Source organism: Microbispora sp. NPDC088329, assembly GCF_040685655.1.
Classification (GTDB): Bacteria; Actinomycetota; Actinomycetes; order Streptosporangiales; family Streptosporangiaceae; genus Microbispora.
This window is the reverse complement of record NZ_JBFBIP010000011.1, coordinates 143,610-160,505: the sequence shown is the minus strand read 5'-3', so window position 1 is coordinate 160,505 and position 16,896 is coordinate 143,610. Positions and strand designations below refer to the sequence as shown.

The following is a 16,896-nucleotide window of genomic DNA, read 5'->3' as shown; positions in this document are numbered from 1 at the left end:
CGGCGCCGGGCGTTCGCCTCGTCACCCCGATCAGCGCGGGCGTACCGGTCGCGGGGTCAACCGCCCCTCTTGACGCCGAGGTAGGCCGCGGCGCGCTCCGCCCAGGCCGCGTCGTTCACCGGCAGGCGGCCGGTGTCGCCGGACGAGGTCCCAGGGCGGCCGATCAGGAGCTCTCCCAGGCTCGACTCCACCCGCCAGTCCACACCCAAGGCACGGGCCGAGGTGTCGACGTCGCCGGCGCCGAGGGGGGACGCGCTCAATCCCATGGCGGTGGCGACCAGGTAGAGCGTCTGGGTCAGCGCCCCCAGGTTCTTGAGCATCAGCGCGTACGCCGGGCCGCGGTACTTCCACGACACCCGCCGGAATCGGGCGGTCATGGTGAGCAGGACGGCGGCGGTCCCGCTCGCGTCGGCGGCCGTCCTGGCGTTCTCCAGCAGCTCGGCCACGATGGCCGGGTCGGTGCTCACCACTTCCAGCCGGTGGCCGAGCGGGTCGTAATGGTAGACCCCGCCGGGCAGGTCCCGGCCGCCGGTCGTGGTCATGTAGATCTCCAGCTCATAGCTGGAGCCCCCGCTCGGATAGGGCCGGCTGCTGGCGGACGGCTCCTCGCCGTCCTGGCGCAGAACCAGGGAGCGCACCCGCGCGGTCCGGTACAGCAGCTCGCCGAGCTCCCGCAGGCTGACCGGTTCGCCGGTGTAGCGGCGGGCGGTGCGGCGGCCCTCGACGGCGACGCTGAGCGGCGGGTCGACGCCGAGGATCTCCTCCCAGGCCGGGCGATCGAGCGCGATGACCGGACCGTCCGCCGCGGGCCGGACGACCGGCTCGGGGGAGCGTCCGGTGCCGAGTGGGTAGGTCGCGCCGAAATCGTGGTCGTGCCGGCCGAGCGTGCTGCGGGTGTGGAACATCAGGTCCAGCGGCGACCACGCGGCCAGGGCGGGGTCGGTGTCCTCGGCGAACGTCGCCTTCTCCGCGGGGGCGGCGGCGTGCTCCCCGCGCACCACCAGGCCGGCCGCCGTGAGCAGCACCAGCGCGTCCACGAGGAGCCGGTCGTCCGGCGGGTCGCCCAGGGCCTCGGCCGTCGTGGTGGCGCGGGCAAGCATGCCGATCATCCGGACCGCCCCGGGATGGTGCAGAGTCGCCCGATGCAGCGAGAGCGGTGACTCCAGGATGTAGCCGCTGCCGTCCGTCCGCACCATGGCGAACCTGGACAGACGGATCGGCCGGTCCGCGGGGAGCGGCTCGGGCCGCAGCCGCGCGGCCGGGGCGATCGGCGCGACGGACACCAGCAGCCGGCCGTCGGAACGGCCGACGGTCCGGACCACCAGCGGTTCGATCCGATCCAGGACCCGCAGTACGGCCGCCGCTCCGTGGGCGCCTCCGCCATGGCCGCTGACGGCGTTCGACAGGGAGATCGGCCCCAGGCTCATCCTGTTCAGCACGCCGCGGACGACCGGATCCGGCTGCCGCAGGAGCACGTCGCCCCAGCGGCCGTGCAGCACCAGATCACCCTCGGCCGTCTCCTCGACGTGCACGTCTTCGCGGAGCGAGAGCAGGCTGCGCCACGGGCCGGAGAACATGCCCGCTTCGAATGGGGACACCATCGGGATCCTTTTTCCGCATCGGCGTGCCGGGTGCGGATCACAAGAACAGGGGAATCGGGTTGAGCCGTTCGTAGGGGGTCGGCGAAGCACGCCAGCCCATCCGGACGGGCACGTCGAACAGGCGGCCCGGCGCCAGCCGCGGCCAGAAGTGCCGCAGGCCCGGCGCCACGACCTTGACGACGGGCATGCCGACATCGGGGCGGGTCTGATCGAGCACCAGGACGTCCAGACCGTGGCGTCCGGCCAGGCGGCAGATGTCCGCGACGTCGTCACGCAGATCGTCCCGCCGGGCGTGCGGGTGGGCGCCGGCCACGCAGGGGGCCTGCCCGGGGTCCGGCTGCAGGTAAGGCTGCGGGCTGCGGGCCATCCGCCGCCACCAGGAGCCCAGCAGGGCGCCCGGCTCGCCCCCGCCGTCGGCGGCGGGCAGCAGTTGCGCCAGCTCGGTCATGGCCCGGCGTACCGCCACCCGGATGTCGAAGTGGGCTCCGAACCCGAGCAGGACTCCCGGGCCCGCGCCTCCCATCGGACGGGAGACCGCCGCGACGACCGGGACGCCCAGGTCGGAGGTGAGATCCAGCGCCCATATCTCCCGGTCCAGCGCCTGGTAGGCCGTCCGCAGTCCCCGCAACCACGGGTCGTCGAAGGACGACAGGTCGACCGCAGGCCGGGGAATCCGGTTGTACCACCAGATCGCCACCGCGTCCCGCTCCACCAGTTCCAGGAAGCCCTGCACGATCGCGTCCTCCACACTGGCGCCCGCGGCGTTGCCGTTGGAGCACGCCGAGCCGAAGCCGGCCCGCGCGCCGTAGTAGAGCAGCGCGGTGGGCATCAGCCGCTGCCGCGCCTGCGTGAGCGACCACACCGGAGTCCAGTCGACCTGGGCGTGCTCGTCGAACGGCGAGGGCACGCGCAACGCCGGCGGGTTCGCCCGGTTCCAGCGGTCCCGGTCCCGGTACTGGAGATCATGGAAAAGCTGGCAGTCGTCCGGATGCACGGCCCGACCCGTGAGGTCGCGGTAGGCGGCGCGGACGGTGGGCTCGTCTCCGGACCGGGAGCCGCAGTAACGCTCGACCGCCTCGGCCAGGGCGCTCACTTTGGCCTCCAGCTCGGTGGTCCCCTTGCCTCCGCTCGGCATCCGCAGGCTGGTCCGCAGCGACGGCAGGCTGCCCCCGCCGAGAGCCAGGTTCGCGCCGGACACGTATCGGTACAGCGAGGGGGACGCGCCGATCCTGTCGGGCCGGATCTCGGCCACGACGCCGGTGACGGGATCGGCCAGGTGGCTGTACCGCGCCCACATCTCCGCGCTGGACAGGGCGCGCCGGCCGATGCCCTCGCCGGAGGACTTGCCCCGGCTCACCGGCACCACGGGCCTGCGTACGCGCTCGGCGACCACTCCCGGGTCGCCGCAGTCGGGGCACTGGGGGCGGCGGGACAGCCGGTGACGGCGGCTGCCCAAAGTCAGCGTGTCCAGCGCCCAGATCGTGTCCTGGCCTTCGTGGCGGCTCCCGGCCAGCCACTTCGCCGCCTCCAGCACCGCCGCCTCGACGGCCAGCGCGCGGCCGGCCGGGATCGAGGCGTCCGGGGGGCGCACGCCCGTGACCGCGTACGGGCGGCGGTGGGCGCGCAGCCGCGTGGCCAGGCACGACCAGCACGGCCCGGAGCCGGGCCGGAAGACCGGTCCCACCCACACGTCGGGGCCGTGGGGACTGGCGAGCAGCCAGGGACGGCCGCCCGCCAGCTGCCGCGCGTTCACCTCCGCCAGCTCCGGGTCCAGGTAGTCCCCGCAGATCACCAGTGAGAAGGCCGCGGGCGTGCCGGCGTCGGCCACGGTCAGGCCGGAGGCGGAGCAGGCGCGCCGCACCGTGTCCGCGTCGACGCCGCCCGCGGTCACCACCTCGACCGCGCTGCCGCTCAGCGCCTCCCCGGCCCGGACCGGGTCCAGCCCGGCCAGGTCCCAGAACGCCTCGCTGCCGGGGTCGGCTCGGCGCGCGCCGCCGGGACGGCTCCGGCCGATCAGGCCGGCCTCGGCCAGCCGGCCGAGCGCCTGCCCGACCTGGCGGGGGGACAGCTCAGGCGCGGCGTCGCGCACCACCTCGGCGAGGGTGCGGGTGCCGTCCAGCAGCGACGCCAGCGTCTCGGCCGAGCGTCCGGCCAGCACGAGGGTCCGGCGCGGGGAGACCAGGCAGACCCCGTCGCCCGGGACAACCGCGGTGCGCAGATGGCGCCGGAAGCCGATCAGCGCGGTGGGCTCGGCGAGCGCGGACGGGTCACCCGTGGAGTCCACGGACGCCTCATCGCCCGGCCGGAACGGCGTGCTGAACGTCCTCGTCCACCCAGCAGAGCGTGAAGAAGGCCACATCGGTCCCGCCGTGATCGAGGTCCTCCACGACCAGGTCCCGGGCGTCCGCGGCCGGCAGCGCCGGGGGTGTGGCGTCCACCGCGAGGTGGAGGCCGTACCCGGCCAGGACCGCACGCGGATCCCGCCGGTAGCGTCCGGCCAGCCCGGGGTCGATCAGGGCGTGCAGGACGAGGTCGGCGAAGCGCCAGTCGCGCTCGACGTCACTGACGGATTCGGGGGCCGAGACAGTCTCGAAGCCGTTCATGCGCACCTCCTGGTTGACCGGCGAATCCGTCACGATTCTGCGCGCCGGCCCGCGTGGCGGGCCAGGGTTCTGATCATTCATCGACCGTGAATAAATCACATCGTTTTTGCTTAAGCGATCACTAGGCGGATAAGTCGGGACAGCTGCATTCTCGGCATGGTCCGGATTTCGGCATCAGGAAAGGAATCACCGCGATGGAAAAGGCCCGGGTCCATGACGGTCACGATTGACCGGGTCGGCTCTTTCATCCCCGAGGCCAGCCTCGGCATGGAGGAGCTGCGCGATCTCCTCGGCCTCCCCGACACCCAGCTGAGCACCTACCGCCGCTTCCTCGGATACGAGCGGGTGGCCAGCGCCGACGGCATCCCCCTGCCGGACCTGCTGGCGTCGGCCGCGCGCCGGGCGCTGGACGGCGCCGACCCCGCCGGGGTCCGCTACCTGATCTACGCGCAGACCGTCCCGCAGGCGCCGCCGCCCGGGGTGAACACCGTCGACCGGCTCCGCGCCACGCTCGGCCTGGAAAACGCCGTCGCCTTCTCGGTCAGCCACCAGAACTGCGCGACCGGCCTGTACGCGGTGCAGCTGGCCGGCCATCTTCTGTCCGCGGAACAGGACGGCCGCGCTCTGGTGGTGATGGGAGAGCGCGCCTTCTGCCCGGAGATGCGATTCATCCCCAACGTGGCGCTGCTGGGGGAGGCGTCCGCCGCTGTTCTGGTCGGCAGTGGCGGATCCGGTGACCGCGTGCTGTCCGGCGCCTTCCGCCTGCACGGCAAGTTCTACGCCGGCAGACACATCGAGAAGGAGAACATGCGGGAACTCATCGGTCTCTACGTGCGAACGTTCGCCGATGTAATCGGCGAAGCGGTGCACCGCGCCGGGCTGAAGCCCTCCGATATCGCGCTGGTGCTCCCGCACAATGTCAGCCGGCTGTCCTGGCTCGGCGTTTCGGGGGCGCTGGACATTCCACTGTCAAAGATATTTCTCGACAATGTTCCGAAATTCGGCCACCTGTTCTGTGCGGATCCGTTCGTCAACCTCGACGCCGCCCGGCGGGCGGGACTGCTCCGCCCTGGCGACGCGGTGGTCCTGGCCTGCGTGGGGATCGGGGCGGCGTTCGGCGCACTGGTCGTACGGATCGGAACGGGCGGTGACTGAAATGACCGTGATCGACGAGGTCGACCCGGAGAGCCACGGCGGAATCGACGCGATGGCCGGCGCGGCCATCGACTACGAACTCCTGGCCGCCGAGTACGGCACTCCGTTGTTCGTCTACGACGGCGATCGCATGGCCGGCTCGCTGGCCGAGCTGCGCGGCGCGCTGCCGGAAGGCGTGGAGGTCTTCTTCTCGCTGAAGTCCAACCCGAACATCAGCGTGGTCTCCCTGCTGTCCGCCCACGGTGCCAGGGCCGAGGTGTCGTCCCTGGCGGAGCTGCACACCGCACTGGCCGCCGGGGTGGCGCCGGGGAACGTCATCTTCCTCGGACCGGGCAAGAGCGAGGAGGAGATCGAGGCGTGCGTCGCCGCCCGGATCTACGCGGTGGTCGTCGAATCCCTCGACGAGCTGGCCGACGTGGCCCGCCTCGCCGCCTCGGCCGGAATCCGGCAGCGGGTGCTGCTGCGGGTCAATCCGAGCCGGCCTCCCCGGGGCGCCGGGCTGACCATGGGGGGCAAGCCGCGGCCGTTCGGCATCGACGAGGAGGTGCTGCTCGCCGCCGGCGACCTGGCCCGGCGGTATCGGGACCTGGACATCGCCGGCACCCATGCCTACCTGGGCACCCGGATCCTGGACGCGGAGACCGTCGTGGACAACACGCGGCGGGCGCTGGACCTGGCCGAACGGGTGGCCGCCGCGACGGGCGTCGACCTGTCCGCGGTGGACGTGGGAGGCGGGCTCGGCGTGGCCTACTTCCACGGCGAGTCGGACCCGGACCTCCAGGGGTTGCGCGAGGGCCTGGAACCGGTGGTGTCGGCCTTCCGCGCCAGGCATCCGGGGGTCCGCCTCCTGTTCGAGTCCGGCCGGTACCTCACCGCGCGGGCCGGCACGTACGTCGTGCGGGTCAGATACGTGAAGTCCTCGATGGGCGTGCGCTTCGCCGTGGTCGACGGAGGCACCAACCACCACATGGCGGCCGTCGGCGTGGGCTCGTTCGCCCATCGCGACTTCCCGATCGTGCCGCTGACCGATCCGTCCCGTCCCGCGACCGGCCCATGGAACATCGCCGGTCCGCTGTGCACCCCCAACGACACCCTCGGCAAGAACGTCACGCTGCCCGACCTCCGGCCCGGCGACCTGCTCGGCGTGGAGCGCTCGGGGGCGTACGGCCCCACCGCCTCGCCCGGCCTGTTCCTGAGTCACGGGTTTCCGGCGGAGGTCCTCGTCCACGACGGCCGGGCCCGGCTGGTCCGGCGCCGGGACACCCCGCACGACCTGCTGCGGCAGCAGCGCCATCACCAGTACGGACAGTGAGGAGAACAGGCAATGGACCGTCACAAGATCGTCTACCACATCAAGAACGCCCTGGAGCAGGTGCTCGGCCACAGCGTGGGGGAGGTGGCCGAGGAGACCAGGCTCTTCGACGAGCTGGCGCTCGACTCGACCAGCGTGATCGAGCTGCTGATCGTCCTCGAGGACCTGGCCGACGTGGAGATCCAGGCCGACGAGCTGGAACACGACGTGTTCGAGACCGTCGGATCGCTCGCGGACTTCCTGATGAAGACGGAGAAGGTGGGCTGAGAATGATCCTCGCCCCCGCGGACGCCCCGGCGTCCGTCCGGAAGCGGAGCGATCGGCCGGTGCTGCGGATGGGCCGGGCGGCCGGCCGGGTGTTCCCGGAACGGGGCACCTACGAGTTCGAGCCGGCCCGGCTCCAGGTCATCGCGGACCACCAGGCGTCCTTCGGCCTGCCGCCGATCGACCACGAGAAGGTGTCGGCCCAGCTGGCCTCAGGCGGCCTGCACTCCTTCATCGCCATGGGGGAGCGGCTGCTGGCGGACGTGCCCGGCCTGCCCGACCTCGATGTGGTCGTCCTGGCCCACGAGACCCCGGACCTGGACTTCTCCGCGTCGGCCGCGTGCTTCCTGGCCTACCGCTGTCGCGGTGAGAGGACCGTCGCGTTCTCGGTGTCCGACCAGGGCGTCGGTGCCCCGTTCACCGCGCTGCGGCTCGTCGAACGCATGGTGGCCGCTGGCCAGGCGCGGACCGGCGCGGTCTTCGTGTTCGACCAGAACACCCTGCCGTTCTGGGACGACAGGGTGCACGGGGCGGCCGTACGCGACGCCGGGGCGGCGATCGTGGTCGGGACCGGGCTCGACGGTCCCGCGCTCGCGTCGGTGTGGGAGGTCCCGGTTGAGCCCGGGCGGTTGGCGGCGGAGGTGGCCCGCGTACGCCGGGAGCTGCCCGCGGACCGGGCCGTGCTGCTGCTCGGATCCACCCTGGCGTCCTGCGCGCGGGAGCTCGGCGCGGGCGGCGACGAGGTGCGGGTGGCCCCGGAGCGGCACCTGTGCACCGCGACCTGGCTGGAGCTGGCCGGGCACGACCGGTGGCAGGACGCCGCCCTGCTCCTGGCCGACTACGACCCCGCCACCGGACGGCTCCACGCGGCCGGCTTCCTGCCGGGCCCTGAGGAGGACACCCCATGATCGCGCCGACCCGGCCCGATATCGGCCATGTGGAGCACGTCGGCCGCACCGAAGGGCTGGCGGCGGCGGTGACCGTGCTGCTCGGCCCGGCGCCGGACGAGGTGTGCGCCGGTCGCGGCCATGTCGCGCTGCCGGCCGGCCTGGCGGCGGGGGTCCGCCGATGGCGCGTGGACGGCACGGCCTGGGAGCGGGTGCTCCTCACACCGATCGAGCACCCGCTCGCCGCGTCCGCCGGCTTCGACCTGCTGAGCGTGACCCCGGCCGGCGCGCCGGCGGATGCACCGGGCGTGCGGCCCCCGGCCGAACTGGCGCCCGAACTGGTGGCGGGGCTGGCGGCGGCCCGCCTGGGCGTGGCCCGGCGGCTGCTGGACCTGGCGATCGAGCACCTCACCCGGCGGCACGCGGACGGGGAGCCGATCATCCGGCGGCAACTGGTTCAGGGCACGGTGGCCGACGCCCTGGCCGCCATCGACATGTGCCGGCACATGGCCCGGCAGGCCTCCGCACCCGCGGCCGGACGGCTGCACGCCAGGATCGGCGAGATCGGCTGGTGGATCGCCACGTTGTTCGGCGCCGCCGGTTACCTCACCGACCACCCGGCCGCCGAGCTGTACGTGTCGGAACTGGTCGCGGACGTGTGGGTGGAGTGGTGCCCGGGGGAGGAGGGGTGATGGAACTCGACGGACATCTGGCGCTGCTGCGGTCCGCCGCCGCCGAAGTCGCCCCCGACCTGCGCGCCAGGGCCCTGCGCATCGACGCGGACCCCGGGGGCATGGACGTGCACCTCGATTCGCCCGCGATCGGCCTGATCCGCCGGCTGTCGACGCCGTCCGCCGTCAATCCCGACCCGATCCGCCTCGGCGGCCGGGCTCTGGAGGGCGGCTCCTGCCTGCTCGTGGTGATCGGGCTGATCGAGCTGGCGTACGGCGACGCCGCCGGCGTCCTCGCCCTGCCCGGGCCCGCGCTCGCCGGGGTGGTGATGCACCTGCTCGGCGACCCAGAACAGCAGGAACGGTTCTTCCAGCGGATCGCCGACGGCCGCACCTGGACCTTCTGCGCCATAACCGAACCGGACGTGGGCAGCGACGCGACACGGATGAGCACGACTTTGGTCCCGGACCACGGGCTGGTGGGGGTCAAACGGTACATCGGCAACGGCACCCGCGGCGACGTCGGCGTGGTCTTCGCCCGCACCGGCAAGGGGCCCCTCGCCATCCGCGCCATGCTCGTCGAAAGCCCCGCCACCGGGTGGTCGGCCAGGGCGCTGCCCATGATCGGGTTACGCGGCGCCCGTCTGAGCGAGATCGAGCTCACCGGCGTGCCGGTCGCCGAGCGGCAGCTGCTCGGCTCGCACCTGCCGCCGACCCGGCGCGGCATGTGGGGCGCCATCCGGGTGTTCAGCGACATGCGCACCCAGATCGCGGCCATGGCGGTCGGGACCTCCATGGCGGTGTGCGACTACGTCCGCGCGGCCCGCACCGGCTGGACCCGGTGTGAGCGGGCGGAGCTGGACACGGCCCAGGCCGAGATCGCCGCCGTACGGGCGATGGTGTACCGGACCGCCGCCGCGGTCGACGCCGGCCCGGACCACCCCGGTCTGGCCGCCGCCGCCAAGATCGAGGGGGTCCGGCTCGCGAAGCGGATGACCACCCGGCTGCCGCGGCTGCTCGGCCGGGGCGCGCTGCCGGAGCATCCGCTCCTGGAGAAGTGGTGGCGCGACGCGTCGGCCTTCGAGTTCATGGAGGGCACCGGCAACGTCCAGCGGCTCCAGGTGGCCCGCGACCACCTCAGGCGCCGGGAGGCGGCCGCATGAGCGCGACGGCGACGGCCGGAATCGTCGACGGCAGGCCCTCGGCCCTGGGGCTGCTGCGTCTGGGGCTGCCCATGGCGGGCGCCATGGCGGCCACCCTGGCCGGGAGCTTCGTCGTGCTGGCGATCCTGGCGCGGGCGGGCGGCGACGACCTCTACCTGCGGTCGGTCTACGTGCCGATCAGCCTCGTCTACACCGCGGTCATGGCGGGCCTGTCGGTGTCCGCGCAGGTCGCCGCCGCGGTGAGGACCGGTGCGGGTGACCCGGCGGGCGCCGGACGGTTCCTCACCGGATTCCTCTACGGCGGCCTCGCCGCGTACGCCGCCCTCGGCGCCCTGCTGGTGGCCGGGAGCGCGCAGGTCGCCGGCCTGGTCGGGATGGGCGCCGCCGACGAGCCCGCCTTCCGCGCCTTCGTCCGGGCGATGGCGCTGGTCATGCTGTTCCCCCTGATCGGGGAGGTGCTGGCCGCGGCGCTGCGCGGGACGGGGGCGACCGGGCAGGGGTCGGCCGTCAGCCTCACCTATCTCGTGGTCGAGGTCGCCGGGGTGTACCTGCTGAGCTCCGTGGCCGGCTGGGGGATCATGGCGGTGCCCGTCGCCGTGGCCGCGGCCGGGATCGTCCAGTGCGTCCTCGGCGTGCTGCTGACCCGCAGGCGGGGCGTCCGCCCGGCGGCCGGGCACGGCTGGTGGCAGCCTGCGGTGGGCCGGATGTTCGTCCGGATCGGCGCTCCCGTGGCCGTCTCCTACCTGGTGCTGTTCGCGCTCAACCTCGGCTACGTGCGCATGCTGGCCCCGTTCGGGCCGCAGACGGTCGCCGGCTTCAGCCTGGCGTACACGCTGCAGACGTTGATCGTGGTGCCGGGGATCGGCTTCGGCTCCGCCGTCGCGATCGCCATGAACCAGGCGCGGGGGGCCGGCCGGCCGGAGCTGGCCCGGCGGGTGCTGTGGCTCGGGATGCGGGTGGCCGCCGCGGGTTATGTCCTGATCGTCCTGGCCGTCGTGCTCGGGGGCGACGTGCTGATGACCACCGTGGCGGCGGATCCGGCGGTGGCCGGCGAGGCGCGGAACGTCCTCGCCGTGATCGCCCCCACCTGGGCGTGCATGGGGTGCACGCTCACCGGCGCGGCGGTCCTGGAGGAGACGGGGCACGGGCTCGCGGCCCTGGCCGGGAACCTCCTGTGGGCCGTGGCCGTGCTCGTCGCCGGCTGGGCGCTCGTCTCGGCCGCGGCCGGTCCTGCGCCCCTCTACCAGACCATGGCGGTCGCCAACGTGGCGGGACTCGTCCTCGGGGCGCCGCTCGCGATGCTGCTCATGCGCGGCGGAAAGGGGCAGGGAAATGGCTGACAGGCGCTGCGCGATCGTCACCGGCGGTTCCCGCGGCCTGGGCAGGGCCATCGTCCTGCAACTGGCGGCGGACGGGTACGACGTCGCCTTCTGCTACCACAGCGCCGCCGATGCGGCCGGGGAGGTGGCGCGGCAGGCCGCCGACCTGGGCGCCGAGGTGTTCGCCGACCGGGTCGACGTGGCCGACGCCGGGGAGGTCGAGGCGTTCGTCGGCGAGGCGGAGCGGCGGATCGGGCCCGCGTACGCGGTGGTCAACTGTGCGGGCATCACCAGGGACCGGGCGCTGGCGGTCATGAAGGAAGACGACTGGACCAGCGTGTTGCGTACCAACCTCGACGGCGCCTACCACCTGACCAGGAGCGTCGTGTACCGGCTGATGAAGCGCCGGGCGGGAGTGCTGGTCAACATCTCCTCGGTGTCCGGCCTGGTCGGCAACGCCGGGCAGACCAACTACGCCGCGTCCAAGGCGGGGATCAACGGATTCACCCTCGCCCTGGCCAAGGAGGTGGCCTCGTTCGGCGTGCGCGCCAACGTGGTCGCCCCCGGATACATCGAATCCGACATGGTCGCCGGCCTGACCGGCAAGGAGCGGCAGCGGGCCGAGCAGGGCATCCTCCTCGGCCGGTTCGGCACCGCTCAGAACGTCGCGGACGCCGTTTCGTTCCTGGTGTCCGACCGCGCCGCGTACGTCACGGGGGCGATCTTCCCCGTCGACGGCGGCCTGCACCTGTAGCCCACCACCGCACATCAGTCCACCGCATCAGCCCACCGCGCAACCCACCCTGAAGGAGACATCCATGAAGACCACGGCCCCTGTCGACGAGCGGCTGACCCAGATCGCCACGATGGTCGCCGACCTGCTTGAGGCCACACCCGAGGAGGTCGAGCGGGCGACGTCGTTCGCCGACGATCTGTCCGCCGACTCGTTCCTGCTCATCGAACTCGCCGCCCGGCTGGAGCAGCGGTTCGGCGTCGAGCTGGGACAGGAGGACCTGACCCGGCTGAACGACCTGAGCGCCACCTACCGGGTGGTCGCCGAGAAGGCCGGCTGGTGACACGTGTCCACTCGTGTCGCGATCACCGGCCTCGGGCCGGTGTCCAACATCGGAATCGGCGTCGGCGATTTCCTGGACGCGCTGCGCAACGGCAAGTCCGGCACTTCACGGATCAAGAGCTTCGACACGACGGGGTTCCCGCGTGTCATGGCGGGTGAAGTGGAGGACTTCCACCCCGATGCGATACTGCACCGGCTGGACCCCGCGGAGTGGGGACGCAGCAGCCAGCTCGCCGCCGCGGCGGCCCGCCTGGCGGTCCAGGACGCCGGCCTGGATCCGGCCACCCTGGCCGCGGCGCGGACCGCGGCCGCGGTCGGCACCACCTCGGGCGAGGCGGTCATCGACGTGAACCTCGCCAGGACGTGGGCGCTGGACGGATACCCGGCGACCGAGCCCCACGACGCGCGGCTGCTGCCGGCCGGCCGCCTCTCGGCGGCGGTCAACCACGAGCTGGGCCTGACCGGCGAGGCGGCCACCATCGCCACCGCCTGCGCCGCCGCCAACTACGCCATCGGCTTCGCCTTCGACCTGATCCGGCAGGGGGAGGCCGACATCGCGTTCGCCGGCGGCGCCGACTCGGTGGCGCGGCACACACATGCCGGGTTCCTGCGCCTGGGCGCGCTGGCCGAAGAGCGGTGCAGCCCGTTCGACCGGGACAGGGCGGGCATCCTCACCGCGGAGGGCGGAGCCATGCTGGTGCTGGAGCGCATGGACCACGCACGAGCCCGCGGGGCCCGGATCTACGGCGAGGTCCTCGGGTACGGCGCCACCTGCGACGCCTCGCACATGGTCGCGCCCGACCGGAACAGCATCGCCCGCTGCTTCCGGCTGGCGCACCGCAACGCCGGCGTGCGCGCCGACCAGATCGATTACGTGTGCGCGCACGGCACCGGCACGCCCACCAACGACCTGACCGAGGCGCTGGCGATCCTGGAGGTCTTCGGCGACGACCCGCCCCCGGTCAGCTCGATCAAGTCGGCCCTCGGGCACAGCATGGGCGCGGCCAGCGGCTTCGGCGCGATGGCCTGCGCACTGGCGATGACCCACGGGTTCCTGCCGCCGACGATCAACCACGTCACGCCGGACCCGCAGCTCGCCGGCATCGACCCGGTGCCGAACCAGGCCCGGCCCGCCGACCTGTCGATCGTGCAGAACAACGGGTTCGCGTTCGGCGGCAACAACGCCGTCGTCATCCTCGGGAGGGGCGATGCCTGACACCTTGCTGATCACCGGCTGGGGCCAGGTCGGCCCCGCCGGCGCCGGCTCGGCCGGTTGCCGCCCCGAGGCGGCGGTCCCGCTCCCGGTCACCCGGGCCTTCGTGGACCCGGGGCTCGACCCGGTGAAGCGGCTCGGCCGCGGGACGGCCAGGTTCATCGACCGGACGACCGCGCTCACGCTGATGGCCTGCGACGAGGCGGCGGCCGACGCGGACCTGCGGATCGAGCCGATGGCCGAACGCGTCGGAGTCACGCTCGGCACCAGCTGCGGCAGCGTGGCGGGCACGGCGGAGTTCATCCGGGACAGCTTCGTCAACGAGCGGCCGCACATGGTCAATCCGATCAAGTTCCCGAACACGGTGATCAACTGCGCCGCCAGCCATGCCGCCATCAGGATGGGCGCCAAGGCGATCAACACCACCGTCTCCGGCGGCAGGGTGAGCGGGCTGCTGGCCATGCGGCACGCCCAGCTGACGCTGCGGGCCGGTCACGCGGATGCCCTCCTGGTGGGGGCGGTGGAGGAGTTCACTCCGGAGAACGCGTGGACGGCCGTCCGGGGGCGGCCCCGGGGGGACGACACGCCCCTGGGCGAGGCGGCCGCGATGCTCGTCCTCGAGCGGGCCGCCGCGGCCCGGCCCGGCCGGCGATCCTGGGCGGAGCTGCTCGCGGTGACGGTCCAGACATTCGGGGACCCCGATGACCGGGCCGCGAGCCACCGGCTCGGCCGGGCCGCCCTGGCGGCGGCGGGGGTGCCCGCCGAGGAGGTCGCCGTGGTGTCGCTGTCGGGCACCGGCGATCCGCACGCCGACGCCGACCGGCGGCGGGGCCTGGCCGGCCTGTTCCCCGATCCGGCCATGCGCTGGCGCGACGCCGAGAGCATCGCGGGCGACTGCTACAGCGCGCTCGCCGCGGTGCAACTCGCCGACGTCCTCACCCTGCGCCGCCGCGATCCCGGGCTGGCCGGGCGGTCCGCCCTGGTCGCGGCCTTCGACGAGACGGGGGTCGCCGCGATGGCGGTCCTCAGGTTCTCCGGGAGCGAGTGACCATGTCAGCACAGCCATTTCACACCCTGCACGACCGTTTCTCCTGGGGCCTGGAGCTGGGGGCCGGCAATCCCGCGCTCGTCGTGGACCGTCGCCGTCTCACCTTCGGCGAACTCCACGAACTGGCCCTCACCTGGGCAGGCACGATGCTGGCCGAGTCGGGCGGCCGGCTGGACCGGGTCGGCATCCTCGCCACCCGGAGTGTCGAGGCCTACGCCGGCATGCTGGCCGCGCTGTACGCCGGGGCGACCGCCGTGCCGCTCAACCCCCGTTTCCCGGCCGAGCGCACGCAGCGCATGCTGGACGCGGCCCGGCCGGACGCGATCATCGCGGACGCCCAGGGGGCGCGCGTGGCCGCGGAGCTCGCGGGCGCCTTACCGGCAGATCTGCCGGTGCTCCAGCCGTCGGCGGATCGCGGCCACGCGCTTCGCCCCGACCCGGCCCTCGCCCTGGCCGTCCCCCGGCCCGCGACGCCCGGCGACGTCGCCTACATCCTGTTCACCTCCGGCTCCACCGGGCGCCCGAAGGGGGTGCCGGTCACCCATGGCAACGTCGACCACTACCTGCGGGCCGTGCACGCGCGGTACGGCTTCACCACCGCCGACGTCTTCTCCCAGACCTTCGACCTGACCTTCGATCTGGCGGTGTTCGACCTGTTCGCGGCGTGGGGGGCGGGCGCCTCGGTGGTGAGCACGCCGCAGCAGGCCTTCTTCGACCTGCCCGAGTTCGTCGCCAGACACGGCCTGACCGTCTGGTTCTCCACTCCGAGCACCATCGCCGCGGTCCGCAGGCTCGGCCACCTGCGCCCCGAGGCGTTCCCCTCGCTGCGGTGGAGCCTGTTCTGCGGCGAGCCGCTCACCCTGGCCGACGCGGACGCCTGGCTGGCCGCCGCCCCCAAGTCGACGCTGGAGAACCTCTACGGCCCCACCGAGCTGACCATCTCCTGCAGCGTGCACCGGTACGAGCCCGACATCTCACCCGGCCTGGCCGTCAACGGGTTCCTGTCCATCGGCGCGGTGCACGAGGGCATGGCCCACCTGATCTGCGACGAGCACGACCGGCCGGGGATCGAGGGCGAGCTGTGCGTGACCGGCCCGCAGATGTTCCCCGGCTACCTCGACCCCGCCGACGACACCGGGCGCTTCCTGGAGTACGGCGGGCGGCGCTGGTACAGGACCGGTGACCGGGTCCGCCGGCTGCCCGATGGCGAACTGGGCTTCCTCGGCCGCCAGGACAGCCAGGTGAAGATCCACGGGCAGCGGGTGGAGCTGGCCGAGATCGACTGGGGGATGCGGCGCTGCCCCGGCGTGGCGGAGTCGGCCACGGTCGTGGTGGAGGTCGACGGCGCCTGCGAGCTCTACACCTTCTACACCGGGCAGGCCACGCCCCGCGCCACGCTGGTCCGCGCGATGCGGGGGATCTTCCCCGACTCGCTGGTTCCCCGCTATCTGGAGCACGTCGCAGAGTTCCCCCTGAACAGCAACGGCAAGACCGACCGCAAGGAGCTGGCCTGCCTGGCGCGGCAGCGGGTGGCGCGGTGAGCGCCTTCGCGAGGCCCGCCGGCACCCCGCCATCGGGCGAACGCCCGGGACGAGACGGCGTCGTTCGTCCGGCACTCTGCGGTCGCGGCGCCGTCCTGGAACGGGTGCGCGCCTGCCTGCCCGGCACCGAGCTGTCGGGGCCCGCGCTGCGCGCGTACACCGGCCTCGCCGAGCAGCGGATGAAGATGTACACCCGCTTCCTGGGCTTCTCCAGCGTGCGCGTGGCGGACGGCGCGCGGTTGCCGGACATGCTGCTCGAAGCCACCCGCGCCACCCTCGCGGGCGTCGACCCGCAAACCGTCCGCTATCTGCTGTACGCGCACACCACCCAGCAGGTCGCGCCGCTCGGCGTCAACCTGGCCGACCGGCTGCGCCGGACGCTGGGCCTCCACCGGGCCTCGGCCTTCTCGGTCAGCCAGCAGAACTGCGCCTCGGGACTTTTCGCGCTCGACCTCGCGGCGACGCTGCTGGCCGGCGAGCCGCCGGCCGCCCGCGCGCTGGTCGTCACCGGCGAGTGCGGCTTCACCGAGCTGTTACGGCACATCCCCGGCATCGCCCTGATCGGCGACGGGGCCGCCGCCGCTCTGCTGGGCCGCAGGGACGACCACCCCATCGGCGACACGGTGCTGGGCTCGCACTTCGTGACCCGGGGCAGGTTCTACCGGGGTGTCGGACTCGGGCCCGACGACGAGCGCGAGTACCACCAGACCTACGCTCCGGTCTTCTGCGAGGTCATCCGCACCGCGGTCGGCTCCGCGGGACTGGACCTGGACGACGTCGCCATGGTGGTGCCGCACAACGTGAACCGCCTGTCCTGGAAAAGCGTGGCCAAGGGCCTCGGGCTCCCGATGGAGCGCGTCTACCTGGACGCCCTGCCACGGATCGGCCACCTCCAGGCCGGCGACCCGCTGGTGAACCTCGCGGCGCTGAAAGCCGCCGGCCGGTTGAAGCCCGGAGACCGCTACGTGCTGGCCGCGGTCGGCTTGGGCGCGACATTCGGTGCGGTCGTCCTGCAGGCAGGCGACCTCGGAGACTAGGGAGTTC

16 protein-coding genes are annotated in these 16,896 nt (G+C 73.2%); 13 read left to right on the top strand and 3 right to left on the bottom strand.

What is annotated here, in order from left to right; genetic code table 11:
- Positions 1 to 56: 56 nt before the first annotated feature.
- From AB0O28_RS21845 to AB0O28_RS21835, 3 genes are read right to left on the bottom strand one after another with little or no spacing between them, the layout of a single operon-like run.
- Positions 57 to 1,601 (bottom strand): SagB family peptide dehydrogenase, encoded by a 1,545-nt coding sequence (locus AB0O28_RS21845; protein WP_363642856.1) that lies wholly within the window; start codon positions 1,599 to 1,601, stop codon positions 57 to 59.
- A 37-nt stretch (positions 1,602 to 1,638) separates the two neighbouring features.
- Positions 1,639 to 3,885, bottom strand: a complete 2,247-nt coding sequence (locus tag AB0O28_RS21840) for a TOMM precursor leader peptide-binding protein (protein ID WP_363642854.1) — start codon at positions 3,883 to 3,885, stop codon at positions 1,639 to 1,641.
- 7 nt (positions 3,886 to 3,892) lie between these two features.
- Complete coding sequence (locus tag AB0O28_RS21835) at positions 3,893 to 4,204, bottom strand: hypothetical protein (protein WP_363642852.1); 312 nt, start codon at positions 4,202 to 4,204, stop codon at positions 3,893 to 3,895.
- A 213-nt stretch (positions 4,205 to 4,417) separates the two neighbouring features.
- Between AB0O28_RS21835 and AB0O28_RS21830 the strand changes: the two genes are divergently transcribed.
- The 13 genes from AB0O28_RS21830 (at position 4,418) to AB0O28_RS21770 (ending at position 16,889) form a co-directional block, all read left to right on the top strand.
- On the top strand, positions 4,418 to 5,359 hold the full coding sequence (locus tag AB0O28_RS21830) for a 3-oxoacyl-[acyl-carrier-protein] synthase III C-terminal domain-containing protein (protein ID WP_363642850.1): 942 nt from the start codon (positions 4,418 to 4,420) through the stop codon (positions 5,357 to 5,359).
- Between the two features lies 1 nt (position 5,360).
- Positions 5,361 to 6,671 (top strand): type III PLP-dependent enzyme, encoded by a 1,311-nt coding sequence (locus AB0O28_RS21825; RefSeq protein WP_363642848.1) that lies wholly within the window; start codon positions 5,361 to 5,363, stop codon positions 6,669 to 6,671.
- 12 nt (positions 6,672 to 6,683) lie between these two features.
- A complete protein-coding gene (locus AB0O28_RS21820; protein WP_363642846.1) occupies positions 6,684 to 6,938 on the top strand; it encodes an acyl carrier protein in 255 nt (84 codons plus the stop codon).
- 2 nt (positions 6,939 to 6,940) lie between these two features.
- Entirely contained in the window at positions 6,941 to 7,843 is a 903-nt protein-coding gene (locus AB0O28_RS21815; protein ID WP_363642844.1) for a hypothetical protein, read from the top strand.
- Positions 7,840 to 8,514, top strand: coding sequence for an acyl-CoA dehydrogenase family protein (locus AB0O28_RS21810; protein WP_363642842.1), 675 nt, complete (start codon positions 7,840 to 7,842; stop codon positions 8,512 to 8,514). Before AB0O28_RS21815 ends, AB0O28_RS21810 begins: the two co-directional genes overlap by 4 nt.
- The gene (locus AB0O28_RS21805; RefSeq protein ID WP_363642840.1) at positions 8,514 to 9,656 is read left to right on the top strand and encodes an acyl-CoA dehydrogenase; all 1,143 of its coding nucleotides are present in this window, start codon (positions 8,514 to 8,516) and stop codon (positions 9,654 to 9,656) included. The genes AB0O28_RS21810 and AB0O28_RS21805 overlap by 1 nt, the downstream gene beginning before the upstream one ends.
- Positions 9,653 to 10,996, top strand: a complete 1,344-nt coding sequence (locus AB0O28_RS21800) for an MATE family efflux transporter (RefSeq protein WP_363642838.1) — start codon at positions 9,653 to 9,655, stop codon at positions 10,994 to 10,996. The genes AB0O28_RS21805 and AB0O28_RS21800 overlap by 4 nt, the downstream gene beginning before the upstream one ends.
- Entirely contained in the window at positions 10,989 to 11,729 is a 741-nt protein-coding gene (fabG, locus tag AB0O28_RS21795; protein ID WP_363642836.1) for a 3-oxoacyl-ACP reductase FabG, read from the top strand. The genes AB0O28_RS21800 and fabG overlap by 8 nt, the downstream gene beginning before the upstream one ends.
- 64 nt (positions 11,730 to 11,793) lie before the next feature.
- Complete coding sequence (locus AB0O28_RS21790) at positions 11,794 to 12,051, top strand: phosphopantetheine-binding protein (RefSeq protein WP_363642834.1); 258 nt, start codon at positions 11,794 to 11,796, stop codon at positions 12,049 to 12,051.
- A 3-nt stretch (positions 12,052 to 12,054) separates the two neighbouring features.
- Positions 12,055 to 13,266, top strand: a complete 1,212-nt coding sequence (locus tag AB0O28_RS21785; protein WP_363642832.1) for a beta-ketoacyl-[acyl-carrier-protein] synthase family protein — start codon at positions 12,055 to 12,057, stop codon at positions 13,264 to 13,266.
- Positions 13,259 to 14,311, top strand: a complete 1,053-nt coding sequence (locus AB0O28_RS21780) for a beta-ketoacyl synthase N-terminal-like domain-containing protein (protein ID WP_363642830.1) — start codon at positions 13,259 to 13,261, stop codon at positions 14,309 to 14,311. Before AB0O28_RS21785 ends, AB0O28_RS21780 begins: the two co-directional genes overlap by 8 nt.
- Positions 14,312 to 14,313: 2 nt before the next feature.
- Positions 14,314 to 15,852, top strand: a complete 1,539-nt coding sequence (locus tag AB0O28_RS21775; protein WP_363642828.1) for an amino acid adenylation domain-containing protein — start codon at positions 14,314 to 14,316, stop codon at positions 15,850 to 15,852.
- Positions 15,849 to 16,889 (top strand): 3-oxoacyl-[acyl-carrier-protein] synthase III C-terminal domain-containing protein, encoded by a 1,041-nt coding sequence (locus AB0O28_RS21770; protein WP_363642826.1) that lies wholly within the window; start codon positions 15,849 to 15,851, stop codon positions 16,887 to 16,889. The genes AB0O28_RS21775 and AB0O28_RS21770 overlap by 4 nt, the downstream gene beginning before the upstream one ends.
- Positions 16,890 to 16,896: the final 7 nt, after the last annotated feature.

What these genes read in the sequence shown, in the direction of transcription:
- AB0O28_RS21845 (WP_363642856.1), bottom strand. Translation starts at nt 1,601, where the DNA reads ATGGTGTCCCCATTCGAAGCGGGCATGTTCTCCGGCCCGTGGCGCAGC.
- AB0O28_RS21835 (WP_363642852.1), bottom strand. Translation starts at nt 4,204, where the DNA reads ATGAACGGCTTCGAGACTGTCTCGGCCCCCGAATCCGTCAGTGACGTC.
- AB0O28_RS21830 (WP_363642850.1), top strand. Translation starts at nt 4,418, where the DNA reads ATGACGGTCACGATTGACCGGGTCGGCTCTTTCATCCCCGAGGCCAGC.
- AB0O28_RS21825 (WP_363642848.1), top strand. Translation starts at nt 5,361, where the DNA reads ATGACCGTGATCGACGAGGTCGACCCGGAGAGCCACGGCGGAATCGAC.
- AB0O28_RS21820 (WP_363642846.1), top strand. Translation starts at nt 6,684, where the DNA reads ATGGACCGTCACAAGATCGTCTACCACATCAAGAACGCCCTGGAGCAG.
- AB0O28_RS21815 (WP_363642844.1), top strand. Translation starts at nt 6,941, where the DNA reads ATGATCCTCGCCCCCGCGGACGCCCCGGCGTCCGTCCGGAAGCGGAGC.
- AB0O28_RS21810 (WP_363642842.1), top strand. Translation starts at nt 7,840, where the DNA reads ATGATCGCGCCGACCCGGCCCGATATCGGCCATGTGGAGCACGTCGGC.
- AB0O28_RS21805 (WP_363642840.1), top strand. Translation starts at nt 8,514, where the DNA reads ATGGAACTCGACGGACATCTGGCGCTGCTGCGGTCCGCCGCCGCCGAA.
- AB0O28_RS21800 (WP_363642838.1), top strand. Translation starts at nt 9,653, where the DNA reads ATGAGCGCGACGGCGACGGCCGGAATCGTCGACGGCAGGCCCTCGGCC.
- fabG (WP_363642836.1), top strand. Translation starts at nt 10,989, where the DNA reads ATGGCTGACAGGCGCTGCGCGATCGTCACCGGCGGTTCCCGCGGCCTG.
- AB0O28_RS21790 (WP_363642834.1), top strand. Translation starts at nt 11,794, where the DNA reads ATGAAGACCACGGCCCCTGTCGACGAGCGGCTGACCCAGATCGCCACG.
- AB0O28_RS21780 (WP_363642830.1), top strand. Translation starts at nt 13,259, where the DNA reads ATGCCTGACACCTTGCTGATCACCGGCTGGGGCCAGGTCGGCCCCGCC.
- AB0O28_RS21775 (WP_363642828.1), top strand. Translation starts at nt 14,314, where the DNA reads ATGTCAGCACAGCCATTTCACACCCTGCACGACCGTTTCTCCTGGGGC.